This is a genomic window from Amycolatopsis bartoniae (genome assembly GCF_014191255.1).
GTDB classification, from domain to species: domain Bacteria; phylum Actinomycetota; class Actinomycetes; order Mycobacteriales; family Pseudonocardiaceae; genus Amycolatopsis_E; species Amycolatopsis_E bartoniae.
This window is the reverse complement of the sequence record NZ_JACHWH010000008.1, coordinates 170,830-182,858: the sequence shown is the minus strand read 5'-3', so window position 1 is coordinate 182,858 and position 12,029 is coordinate 170,830. Positions and strand designations below refer to the sequence as shown.

10 protein-coding genes and 1 other RNA gene are annotated in these 12,029 nt (G+C 71.9%); 10 read left to right on the top strand and 1 reads right to left on the bottom strand.

Annotated features, from left to right (window positions below; all coding sequences use genetic code 11):
- Positions 1-231: 231 nt before the first annotated feature.
- From FHX82_RS29275 to FHX82_RS29265, 3 genes are read left to right on the top strand one after another with little or no spacing between them, the layout of a single operon-like run.
- Positions 232-1,047, top strand: coding sequence for a Nif3-like dinuclear metal center hexameric protein (locus FHX82_RS29275; RefSeq protein WP_145938869.1), 816 nt, complete (start codon positions 232-234; stop codon positions 1,045-1,047).
- Entirely contained in the window at positions 1,044-1,781 is a 738-nt protein-coding gene (locus FHX82_RS29270) for a zinc ribbon domain-containing protein (RefSeq protein WP_145938870.1), read from the top strand. Before FHX82_RS29275 ends, FHX82_RS29270 begins: the two co-directional genes overlap by 4 nt.
- A 2-nt stretch (positions 1,782-1,783) precedes the next feature.
- The gene (locus FHX82_RS29265; RefSeq protein WP_145938879.1) at positions 1,784-2,887 is read left to right on the top strand and encodes a bifunctional RNase H/acid phosphatase; all 1,104 of its coding nucleotides are present in this window, start codon (positions 1,784-1,786) and stop codon (positions 2,885-2,887) included.
- Here the strand turns inward: FHX82_RS29265 and FHX82_RS29260 are convergent.
- Entirely contained in the window at positions 2,875-4,116 is a 1,242-nt protein-coding gene (locus FHX82_RS29260) for an SLC13 family permease (protein WP_145938871.1), read from the bottom strand. The two genes, FHX82_RS29265 and FHX82_RS29260, sit on opposite strands and share 13 nt — an antisense overlap.
- Positions 4,117-4,143: 27 nt before the next feature.
- Between FHX82_RS29260 and rnpB the strand changes: the two genes are divergently transcribed.
- The 7 genes from rnpB (at position 4,144) to FHX82_RS29230 (ending at position 12,021) form a co-directional block, all read left to right on the top strand.
- Positions 4,144-4,535: RNase P RNA component class A (gene rnpB, locus FHX82_RS29255), an RNA gene on the top strand.
- Positions 4,536-4,561: 26 nt separating this feature from the next.
- Complete coding sequence (locus FHX82_RS29250) at positions 4,562-5,431, top strand: SCO6745 family protein (RefSeq protein WP_373308720.1); 870 nt, start codon at positions 4,562-4,564, stop codon at positions 5,429-5,431.
- A 242-nt stretch (positions 5,432-5,673) separates the two neighbouring features.
- Entirely contained in the window at positions 5,674-5,805 is a 132-nt protein-coding gene (locus FHX82_RS37400; RefSeq protein WP_260172478.1) for a hypothetical protein, read from the top strand.
- 587 nt (positions 5,806-6,392) lie between these two features.
- Positions 6,393-6,659, top strand: a complete 267-nt coding sequence (locus tag FHX82_RS29245) for a hypothetical protein (RefSeq protein WP_145938872.1) — start codon at positions 6,393-6,395, stop codon at positions 6,657-6,659.
- A gap of 11 nt (positions 6,660-6,670) precedes the next feature.
- Complete coding sequence (locus tag FHX82_RS29240; protein WP_145938873.1) at positions 6,671-7,096, top strand: hypothetical protein; 426 nt, start codon at positions 6,671-6,673, stop codon at positions 7,094-7,096.
- Between the two features lie 3 nt (positions 7,097-7,099).
- Positions 7,100-9,994 (top strand): ATP-binding protein, encoded by a 2,895-nt coding sequence (locus FHX82_RS29235; RefSeq protein WP_145938874.1) that lies wholly within the window; start codon positions 7,100-7,102, stop codon positions 9,992-9,994.
- Positions 9,991-12,021: a magnesium transporter gene (locus tag FHX82_RS29230; protein WP_145938875.1), complete on the top strand. Its 2,031-nt coding sequence runs from the start codon at positions 9,991-9,993 to the stop codon at positions 12,019-12,021. Before FHX82_RS29235 ends, FHX82_RS29230 begins: the two co-directional genes overlap by 4 nt.
- The last annotated feature ends 8 nt before the right edge of the window (positions 12,022-12,029 follow it).

The window sequence follows — 12,029 nt, the reverse complement described above, 5'->3', positions numbered from 1 at the left end:
GGGGCCGTCCTCGACGCTAGCCGCAGCTCGAACAGCAGCCGCAGCCCGGACCGGTGCACTTCCCGCAGGCGTTGCCGCAGCAGCCCGGCGCCGGTACCTCGTGCTCGTGTTCCATGGTCGCTCCCATCGTCGGCGTTCCATCGATGGTCGCGCATGAATCGGCCGGAGTTCCGGACGTCACCGGATCGGGTCAGCGGACTCCCGCCGACGCCGGATGCGAAGATCCCCGTCATGCCCGCACTCGCCGAAGTCATCGCCGCACTGGAGGACGCCTACCCGCCCGAGCTCGCGGAGAGCTGGGACGCGATCGGGCTCGTCTGCGGGGACCCGGCCGAGCCGGTCAGAACTGTGCTGATCTGCGTCGACCCGACCAGCGAGACCGTCGACGAGGCGCTCGACCTCGGCGCCCAGCTGCTCGTCACCCACCATCCGCTGCTGCTGCGCGGCGTGCACGGTGTGCCGGCCGACACCCCCAAGGGCGCCTTGGTGCACCGGCTCATCCGCGAGGGCGTCGCCCTGTACTGCGCGCACACCAACGCCGACTCTGCCGACCCCGGTGTCTCCGACGCCCTCGCCGAGGCCATCGGGCTGCGCGTGCTGCGCCCGCTCGACCCGATCGGCGAGCGCACCGGCCTCGGCCGCATCGGGGAGCTGCCCGAGCCGGAGCCGTTTTCGGTCTTCGTGCAGCGCGTCGCCGAGGCACTGCCGGAGACCGAACCCGGCGTGCTCGGCGCCGGTGACCCGGACCGTCCAATCAGGACGGTCGCGGTGGCGGGCGGCGCGGGGGACAGCCACCTCGCCGTCGCGGCGCAGGCCGGCGTCGACGCGTACGTGACCGCGGACCTGCGGCACCACCCCGCGGGCGAGCACCTCGCCGCGGGTGGCCCCGCGCTGGTCGGCCTCACGCACTGGGCCAGCGAATGGCCGTGGTGCGAGCAAGCCTCGGCAGTCCTGCGCCGGGCGTTTGCGGGTAACGTCGAGACCCACGTGTCCACCCGGCGCACCGACCCGTGGACCATCCGAACCTCAAGGGAGCGCAACCAGTGAAGGCAGACCCCGCCGTCCAGCGTCAGCTGCTCGAACTCGCCAAGGTGGACGCCGAGCTGTCCCGCGTCGAGCACCGCCGCCGCACCCTGCCCGAGCTGGCCGAGATCGACGCGATCGAGAAGACGCTGCGCTCCCGCCGCGACGCGCTCGTCGCCACCCAGACCGCGGCGTCGGACCTCGACCGCGAGATCGCGCGGCAGGAGAAGGAGATCGAGTCCGTCCGCGCCCGCGAGGACCGCGACCGCAAGCTGCTGGAGTCCGGCTCGATCCAGGCCAAGCAGATGAACGACCTCCAGCACGAGCTGGAGACCCTCGCCCGCCGCCAGGCCGCGCTGGAGGACGACCTGCTGGAGCTGATGGAGCGCCGCGAGGCGCTGGAGCTGGACGCGCAGCGCACCGGTGCGGAGGTCGACAAGGCCCAGCAGGAGCTGGCCGACGCGCAGCGCCGCCGGGACGAGAACGTGCTCGACCTCGACACCACGCAGGCGCGCCGCGACGAGGACCGCGCGAAGCTGCTGCCGCGGTTCCCGGAGCCGCTGCTCAAGCTCTACGAGCGCACCCGCGAGCACAAGGGCATCGGCGCCGCGCTGCTGCGGGCACGCCGGTGCGGGGCCTGCCAGCTGGACATCGACCGCGCGGCCATCTCGGAGATCAAGTCGGCGGCCGAGGACGAGGTCGTGCAGTGCGAGAACTGCGGCGCGATCCTGGTGCGCACCCTGGAGTCCGGTCTGTGAACGTGGTCGTCGAGGCCGACGGCGGTTCGCGGGGCAACCCGGGGCCCGCCGGGTACGGCGCGGTGGTCAAGGACGCGGCGACGGGCGAGGTGCTCGCCGAGCGCGCCGAGGGGCTGGGCGTCACCACGAACAACGTGGCCGAGTACCAGGGCCTCGTCGCGGGGCTGGCCGCCGCGGCGGAGCTCGGAGCGTCCACAGTGGACGTCCGGATGGACTCGAAGCTCGTCGTGGAGCAGATGTCCGGGCGCTGGAAGATCAAGCACGCCGCGCTGCAGCCGCTCGCGCAGGAGGCGCGCGAGCTGGCGGAGCGGTTCGAGCGGGTCCGCTACGAGTGGGTGCCGCGGGCACAGAACTCGCACGCCGACCGGCTCGCCAACGAGGCGATGGACGCGCAGGCGGGCAAGCGCACCGAGGTGCCCGCGACCCGCACCGAGGTGCCCGCCAACTCGCCCGCGCGCTGGACGGGTGCACAGGGCAAGCCCACCCGGCTGCTCCTGTTGCGGCACGGGCAGACCGAGATGTCCGTCGACCGCCGGTACTCCGGGCGCGGCGACGTCCCGCTCACCGAGCTGGGCCGCCAGCAGGCCGCGGCCGCCGCGAAGCGGATCGCGGCGCTGCCCGGCGTGGCGGACGCGGACGAGCCCACGCCGATCCTCGCGTCCCCGCTGACCCGCACGATGCAGACGGCGCAGGCGGTCGCGGACGTGGTCGGTGGCCGTGTCGAGACGCGCCAGGGTCTGCTGGAGACCGACTTCGGCGACTGGGAGGGCCTGACCTTCGCGGAGGCGGCTGAGCGCGATCCCGAGCTGCATTCCCGCTGGCTGCGCGATTTCACGGTGCCTTCGCCGGGCGGCGAGAGCTTCGAGCGCGTGCACCGGCGGGTGCTGGCGTTCCGCGACGAGCTGTTCGAGACGCACGCCGGCCGCACGGTGATCGTGGTGAGCCACGTGACGCCGATCAAGTCGTTGCTGCGCATGGGGCTCGACGCCGGTCCCTCGCTGCTGTTCCGGCTGCACCTGGACCTCGCGTCGCTGTCGATCGTCGAGTTCTACCCGGACGGCAACGCTTCGGTGCGGCTCGTGAACGACACCTGTCACTTGAGCTGAAGAGCTAGCCACAGCGCGGCCGTCGACGCGGCGAGTGTGGTGGGCACGGTCAGCGTGCCCAAGCGCAGGAAGTCCCGCCAGCGCGGGGATTCGCCCTGTCCGAGCAGTACCCGCCGCCACAGCAGCGTCGCGAGCGAGCCGAGGTAGGTGGCGTTCGGGCCGAGGTTCACGCCCAGCAGCACGGCCAGCAGGATGCCGGGCGCGGGATGCGGCCCGAGCACCGACAGCAGGAGCAGCGTCGCGGGCAGGTTGTTCACCAGGTTCGCGAGCACGGCCGCGACTCCCGCGGTGAGCAGCAGCTGTGGCAGCCCGGGCGTGTCCGGCAGGAGCGCGCGCAGCGGTTCGCCCAGCAGGTGCCGCGACACCGCCTCGACCACGACCGCGAGCCCGAGCACGAACAGGCACAGCAGCGGGTTCGCCTCCGCGATGAGCGTCGGCACGCGGACGCGGCGCGCCGACAGCGCCCGCGCGGCGAGCACCACGGCGGCGATCGCGGCGACCACCACCGGTTCGACGTGCATCAGCGGCGCCACGCCGAACCCCGCCAGCGTCACGGCCAGCACGACGAGCGCGAACACCGGCGTCGGCGGGATCTCGCCCGCGGGTGCGCCCGCCTCGCCGGTCAGGTCGCGCGCGAAGAACCGGAAGAACACCCCCAGCTCGATCGCGATCGTCACCAGCCACGGCAACGCCATCAACGCGGTGAACCCGGCGAAGCTCAGACCCGACGCGGAGAACGCGAGCAGGTTCGTCAGGTTCGACACCGGCAGCAGCGTCGAGGCCGAGTTGGACAGGTGCGCACACGCGTAGAGGTGCGGCCGCGGTGGCAGCTCCAGGCGTTTCGCCGTGGCGAAGACGACGGGGGTGAGCAGCACGACCGTGGCGTCGAGGCTGAGCACCGCCGTGGTGCCCGCCGCGGCCGCGAAGGTCAGCACGAGCAGCCGCCGGGGCCGCCCGCGGCAGGCGCGGGCGAGCCGGGCGCCGAGCCACGTGAACACGCCGTCGAGGTCCGCGAGGTGCGCCAGCAGCAGGATCGCGGCGAGGAACCCGAGCGTCGGCAGGATGGTCAGCGCCTGGTGCCCGGCGTCGGCGGGCGGCACCCAGCCCAGCAGCAGCACGATCCCCGCGGCGGGCAGCGCGACCGTCGCCTCCGGCAGCCCGCGTGGGCGCGCGGTGGCGAACGCGAGGACGGCGGCGAGCAGAACCAGACTCCCGCCCGCCGCCAGCACCCGGACAAGTTACCCTGAGTGCGCGGACGAGTTGGCCGGGCGGTCGCGAGGGGCCTTCGGGTCCTTCGAGGAAAGTCCGGACTCCACAGGGCAGGGTGGTTGCTAACGGCAACCCGGGGCGACCCGCGGGACAGTGCCACAGAAAACAGACCGCCCCGGCTTCCGAGCCGGGGTAAGGGTGAAACGGTGGTGTAAGAGACCACCAGCACCCCGGGTGACCGGGGTGGCTCGGTAAACCCCACCCGGAGCAAGGCCAAGAGGGCGCCTGGCGACAGGCGCCTGCGCAGGCGTTCGAGGGCTGCCCGCCCGAGCCTGCGGGTAGGCCGCTCGAACCTGCCGGCAACGGCAGGTCTAGATGGATGGCCGCCGCCGCGCCTTCGCGCGCGGAACAGGATCCGGCTTACAGGCCAACTCGTCCGCTTCCCCGATGTGGGAAGGTACCGGCGTGGAGAGCGAAGAAGCCCGCGCGCTGGCCCACCGGTGCCACCGCGTCCTTGACCCCCTGCACTCGATGATCTACTTCGCGCCCGAGGCCGAAGAGCTGTTGTCCGGGCTCGGACTGCGGCGCGGTCGCATGGCGTACTTCGCGAGCCGCTCGGCTCCGATGGGGCCGGTGAGCGCGGGCACCGTCGCCGCCACGTTCTACAACTTCAACCCCGCGCTCGTCGCGAAGCACATCCCGCTGGCGTGGACGCTCGCTTCGCCCGCGCAGATCGTCGAGACGCGCTTCGCCGTGGCCGACGCCGTGATGCGGCGCCTGCTCGGCGAAGCGGTGTCGAGCGACGAGACCGCCGAAGCGGCTTCGCTGGCCCGGGAGGCGAGTGAGGCGTGCACCGGCGACGGGCGCCCGCTGTACGCGGCCCACGCGGAGCTGGCGTGGCCGTCCGAGCCGCACGTGGTGCTGTGGCACGCGATCACGTTGCTGCGCGAGTACCGCGGTGACGGGCACATCGCCGCGCTCGTCGGGCACGGCGTGAGCGGCCTGGGTGCGCTGATCACCCACACGGCCACGGGAAAGGGCTTTCTGCCGTCGGCCGCCAAGGCGACGCGAGGCTGGTCGGACGAGGAGTGGGACGCCGAGAGCGACCACCTGAAGGCCGAGGGCGTCCTGGACGCGGACGGCGCGCTCACCGAGCAGGGCCTCGCGCTGCGGGAGAGCATCGAGACCCAGACGAACGCCTCCGCGGTGGCCCCGTGGCGACGCCTCGGCGCCGACCGGGCGGCCCGGCTGCACGAACTGGGCCGCACGCTGAGCCGGGCCGCGGTGGCGGCGGGCGCCTTCCCGTCGGGTGTGTTCGCGGCGCCGCGCGCCTGAACGGAGTAGTGGCGGGGCGCTGGCGGGCAGCGGCCCGCCTCCCCGCCGAACATGTTCGCCCAGCCGCGCCTGACCAGCGCGGAAGCCCTCCTCCCGAACCACGGCATCCTGGTGGAATTCGGCTACCCGACAACAGAGAGCAGTTTGGCTGTCACGGGTAGTCACGCCCCACTGACGTGGCTCAGACTGAACGTGTCCGGATTTCGACAGCTTTTCACGAAATCGGCGCGAGAGGAGGAACCATGTCCAAGACCCACAAGAAGAAGCAGGGCCGGCAACCGAGTTGGCTGCGGTACACCGGCCCCGTCTCCCAGTTGCTCATCGCACTGGCGAAGGCCGCGATCATCGTCTGGCGCGGCGTGCACAACTGTTGACCCTGCCCCTGAGCGCCGGCGGCCACCGGTGCTCGAACGGGCCCGTCAAGGATAGGCTGTCCGCCCCGGAGCGGGCTAGCTCCGAACAGGGCAGCCTGTCCCCTTCTCGACGCCGGCGCTCCGGCGGTCGAGCCAAATCTTCCTCCCGACCTGCACGGACAGTGATGAAGTCGGGGAGCTGTCATGCCGGTGGGCAACGGACCATGATCGACTAGGGCGGAGAAGTCGTCACCGCCGGGTAGCGGGACTGCCACCGATCGGGTCTGTCACACTGTCCCTGCGGCGCGTGCTACGGACGCAGAGTGAGCAGAAACGCTCATTTCGAGCGAGTGCGTACGCAAACTACGAAATACGGGTGGACGGGGTTAATCCTGGGCGGCCTTGCAACGATGATGGAGGGCGACGAGTTCAGGGAGAGTGGCCGTACTGTGCCTGGTGAGGTTCGACTGTCCGGCGACGGAGAGCACTTTGACCGTTACCGGTAGTCACGCCATCATGATGTAGACCAGACCGGACAAGCTCCACACCCCGTGGGCCCCGCCCGGCGAGACCCACCCGACCACACTCCTCGCACCCGGGAGTACGCGATGACCATGATGACGCTTGTGCAGCACCTCGCTGAGGGCGAGATCAAGACCCGAGGCGTCCAGCAGTGGATGCTCGACAACGTTATCCCGCTCGTATTGCTGGCCGTCGCGTTGCTGCTGCTCTGGCTGGGCGGCGGCAAGGGCGACAACGCCGGCGTCATGCGCCGCCTGGCAGGTGTGGTGATCGCGCTCGCGATCGTCGGCCTCGCCGTGAGCGGGCTGGGCGTGAACGTCGGCGAGTGGATCGCCGGCCTGTTCACCGGCTGAGACGAGACCCCGTGCGGATTCGAACCGATGACGAGGTCTACCGGGTCGACGCGGTGTGGCTCGGCCCCCCGAAGGCCACGTTCCCCTGGCGCGCGAGGTACGTCGCGTGGGGTGTCGGCATCGCCGTCTTCCTGGTGGTCCTGACGGTCGAACGCCAGCTCGGCGTCGGGTTCGGGTTCTTCTCCACGGCGTGGGCGTTCGTGGCAACGATCTTGATCACCAGACTGATCACGAGAAAGATCAGTCACGAGCGCCCGCTCGGCGCGGTGTTCACGATGTGGCTGCGAGAGCTGCACACGCCGCGCGAGAAACCGCGAGGGGAGGGCGGTGCGGTGACCGCCGGCAAGCTGCGCGTCCGCTCGCAGCGCCCGTTGCCAAGGAACAAACGCCCTGACAGGTCCCGAGCACGCCGTGGCGCGGCTCCGGCGAGGAGGTAGCTGTTGTTCGGTCGCCGGAAGGACCGGGAGCGCGACGCGGGCGGTGCCACCGAGTGGCAGCCGCAGCGCGGCCGTGGCGCCCCGGCGGGCGCGAAGAAGAACCAGGGAAGCCGGCGACTGCCGGGTGAGCAGGCGATTCCCAGCTACACCCCGTCCATCGCGGCCCGCAGCATCGACGGGCACCTGCTGCGCACCGGGCACGAGGTCTACGCCTGGTACCGGCTGGCGCCGCAGCGCTGGTCGTTCCGGTCCGACTCGCAGCGCCGGGACCTCATCGCGGCGATCGCCGGGCAGTACGCGGAGCTGCAGGGCCGCTGGCTGCACCTGCGGGTCACCACGCGCCCGTACCCGATCCGGATGTGGGCCGAGGCGCACGTGCACAACGCCGTCGGCCGCCCGCAGGACGTGCCGGGCACGCTGTCGTTCGACGACTACCTGATCGGCGAGCAGCAGCAGCTCATGGGCCGTTCGATGGCCGAGAAGGAGGTCTACATCGGCGTCCAGGTGCAGACCCGGCGGATGGTGGACCGCGCGGTCGAGAGCGCCGCGCCGCTGTTGCGCAAGATCCTGCCCGAGGCCGTGGACGCCGAGCTGACCGCGCTGGACTCCGAGGTCGAGCACCTCGACCAGGTCATCGGCTCCTCCGGACTGGAGGGGCGGCCGGTGCACGCGGAGGAGATGTCCTGGCTGATGCACCGCTCGTGCTCGCTGGGGCTGCCCGCGCCGCGGAACCTGCCCGCCGTGCCGGGTACCGAGTGGGAGCCGGAGGACCTCGCGAGCTTCACCGACGCCGCGGACTTCCACGCCGAGCCGTACGCGCCGACGCTGACCGTTCGCGGGCGCACCGGGTCGAACGCCGGGCTGAAGCGGCACGTCGCGGTGCTCACCGTGGGGCAGATGCACGGCCTGCAGATCCCCGAGGTCGACGACCCGTGGGTGCAGCACGCCGACCGGCTGCCGGCCGCCGTGGAGTGGTCCGCCCGGATCTACGTGCGCCGCCCCGAGGAGGTGGCCGGTGAGCTGCAGCGCCAGATGAACAAGGTGCGCTCGCAGGTCAAGCACTACACCGACGAGCACGAGCTGGAGCCACCGCAGTCGCTCGCGCGCCAGGCGTCCCGCGTGCTGGAGATCGACGACGAGATGACGTCGGGCTTCACCGCGCTGGCCACGCGGGTGCGCTCGTGGTGGCGGCTGGCGGTGTCGGGGCAGACCGAGCGCGAGGCGCTGCGCCTGGCCCAGCAGCTGCTCGACCTGTACAAGCCGAAGGTCGCCATCGAGCACCCCGAGGCGCAGTACGCGATGGCGCGGGAGTTCATCCCGGGCGAGCCGCTCGCGTCCTCGGCGTACATGCGCCGGGGTTCGGTCGTGTGGGCCGCGGCGGCGGTGCCGACGGCGACCGCGGAGGTCGGCGACCGGCGGGGCATCCTGCTCGGCGAGACGGTCACGGCGACCCGGCGCCCGGTGGCGTGGGACCCGTGGATGGCGCAGGAGATCCGCGACGGCTCTGGTCTGACCGCGATGGTCGCGGGCCTCGGTGGCGGCAAGTCGTTCCTCGGTGGCGGCATCGTCTACAAGACGATCCGCGCGGGCGCGCACTGGACGCTGCTGGACCCGTCGGGCCCGCTGTCGAGGTTGTGCGACCTGCCGGAGCTGCGGCCGTACGCGCGGCCCATCAACTTGCTCAATGCACAACCCGGCATCCTGAACCCCTACCGGGTGGTGGCGGAGCCGCTGCTGGAGCACTTCCTGGACGAGGACGACCCCGAGCGGGCGTGGCGGCGAGAACGGGCGCTGGCCGGCGCGACCCGACGGCGGTTGGTCCTCGACGTGCTGACCGGGATCCTGCCGTACGAGGTGGCGCGGATGCCGCAGAGCCGGATCGTGCTGCTGCGCGCGGTCCGCACGGTCGGCGGCCGCTACGACGCCGACCCCGGGCAGGTGATCGACGCGCTGCGGCGCGACTCCAGCGAGCACCACGAGCACGCCGTCGTCGTCGCGGACTTCCTCGACGAGATGCGCGAGCGCATGTCGCTGCTCATCCCGGAGGACGACGCCGACCCGTACTCCGAGACCCGCGACGACCGGCTGACGGTGCTGACCATGGCGGGCCTGACCCTGCCCAAGGACGGCGTGGGCCGCGAGCACTGGACCGACGCCGAGGCGCTCGGCGTGGAGATGCTGAACCTCGCCGCGTGGCTCACGCAGCGTTCGGTGTACGAGAAGCCGAAGGACCTGCGCAAGGGCGTCTGGATCGACGAGGCGTTCTTCCTGTCCGAGGTGCCGACGGGGCGCGTGCTGATGAACCGGTTCGCGCGTGACTCGCGGAAGTGGAACGTCCGGGTGCTGCTGTCGTCGCAGATCCCCGCGGACTTCCTGAAGATCCAGGGTTTCGTGGCGTTGCTGGACTCGGTGTTCGTCGGCCGCCTCGACGACGACGAGGCGCAGGCCGACGCGTTGCGCCTGCTGAAGGTGCCGGTCGGCGTCGGGTACGAGCAGGTCGTCGCGGCGCTGGGCCGCCGCCCCGGCGCGCACCGCGACGCCGAGCGCGACCGTGAGCCGCGGCAGTTCATCTTCGGTGACGGTGCCGGTGGCGTGGAGCGCATCCGCGTCGACTTCTCCGGGCCGCACCTGGAGCACCTGCGTGCGGTCATGGACACCACGCCGGGTTCCAAGGACGCGCTGCCCGCCGACAACCGCGCGGCGCGCGAGGCCGAGCAGGAGGAGAAGCCGCACGTGCCCGTGCCGCCTCCGGACGACGAGCTGGAGGAGGACCTGGAGCTCGCGGCGGAGCGCGAGGTCGGGCTCACCGAGGAGCAGATCCTCGCCGAGGACGTGCCCGGCGGCGCCGAGCACGCGACGGCGGGCAAACGGGGCGGTCATGGCCGGGACGCCGCATGACGACCGTCCTGACGCTGGGATTCGTGCTGGCCTGCGCTTGGGGGTGGCACGCGTTCAAGGGATTCCTCCGCAGGGGAGGGTTCCGCGGCAAAAGACCCGGCCGCTGGGCGACGGTGGCCATGGTCGCGCTGGTGCTCGGCCTGCAGGCGGTGGCCACGGCCCCGGCCGCCTCGGCGGCGGCCTGCGGTGAGGCGCCCACGCCCGAACGCCCCGGCGCGGGCATGGTCGGCGCCATCGACCCGCCCGCGACGCACGGCGAGAACGGCAGCGCGTACCTGGACTACAGCTACGCCGGCATGGTCTGGTACGTCTTCCAGACCGACTGCGGCCCGCTGTCCGGGCTCTCCAGCCCGAACTCGACCATCGACACGTGGGCGGGCAACGAGCTGTTCAACATCGGCAAGAACATCGTCGGCGCCACCAACTCGCTGCACTACACGGTGATGGAAGGCGGCCTGCTCAACCCGATCTACGACGCGGTCAAGAGCGGGGCCGAGAAGGTCTACAACAACATCTACGCGCAGCTGTTCGGCATCGCCGCGCTGCTGCTGGCGATCCTGATGTTCCGCAACATCTGGCGCGGCGACCTGGCCGCGGTCAGCAAACGCGCGCTGTACGGGCTGGGCGCGGTGTGGCTCGCCGCGTCGTCGCTCGCGATGCTGCGGTACTTCGACCCGATCGACAAGGCGATCGTCCAGACCACCACCAACATCCAGGCCGGGTTCGTCGACGACTCGGGTGACCGTGTGGTCCGCGAGATCCTGCCCACCGAGCTGCACACGCAGGTGGTCTACAACAACTGGCTGCGCGGGGAGTTCGGCGCGCCCGACGCTTCGCAGGCGACGCAGTTCGGCAGGCCGCTGCTGGACGCGCAGGCGTTCACGTGGGACCAGGTGCGCAACGGCGACGACGCGAACCAGGCCGTCGTGGACGCGAAGAAGGCGTCGTACAAGAACATCGCCGGGCAGCTGGGCACCGCCACGCCGTACTTCACCGGCGAGGGCGGCAGCCGCACCGGCGCGGGGTTCCTGGCGTTGCTGCAGAGCATCGTGTACGCGCTGTTCCAGCTGCTGGCCAAGGCTTCGGTGCTCCTGGCGCAGGTGCTCATCCGGCTGTTCGCGCTCACGGCGCCGCTCATCGGCCTGGTCGCGCTGGTGCACCACGACATTCTCCGCCGCGTGGCGAAGGTGCTGGGCGGGGTCGGGTTCAACCTCATCGTGCTCGCGGTGCTCGCCGGGGTGCACGCGCTGCTGCTGCAGGCGATCTTCGCGGCGGGCAGCGCGTTGTCGATGCTCACGCAGATGGCGATGGCGGGCCTGGTCACCGTGCTGCTGTTCCTCGTGGGGCGGCCGGTGCGGCGGCTGTGGCAGATGGTCGAGATGTCGGTCGGCATGGTCGGTTCGGGTGTGCCGGCGCCGTCGGGTCTCTTCTCGCGCTTCCGCCGCAAGCAGGGCCCGACGCCGCAGGACGAGTTCTGGCAGAACGTGCGGGACTCCGACGACAGCGACCTCGAAACACGCGGGCCGATCGGTGCGACGGCGGGCGGTGGCCGTTACCGCCCGGAGGCGACGATCTTCGCCAGCTCACAGCGGCTCGACGGCTCCGGCTCGATGGCTTCCCGCCCCGCCGCGGCTTGGTCGGGTGCGCTGCCGGGGAACCGGCCGCGCCAGGCGTTGCCCGCGGGCGGCGGTGGTGCCGGGGCGTACCCGGGCTACGCGCCTGCCGGCGGCAGCCCGGACGACTACGTGTACTCCGCCCCGCCGGGCAGCACCCGCCGCGCGGACGCGGGCTGGGTCGCGCAGCCGAGCAGGCGGGTCGACACGTCGCCGGTGTTCGATGGCGACACCGAACAGGCCGACTCCGTGGTGGTGCCGTCGCGGCTGCAACCGGCGCCGCAGGCCGCCAGGGTGCCCGTGCCGCGGCCGCGCCGCGTGGAGCCGGAGCTGGTGGGCGGCAAGCCGGTGCACGTGCTGTACCGCCCGTCGCGCGGGCTCGAAGTGCGCGACACCGACCAGGTCGTGCGGTGAGGTGAGCG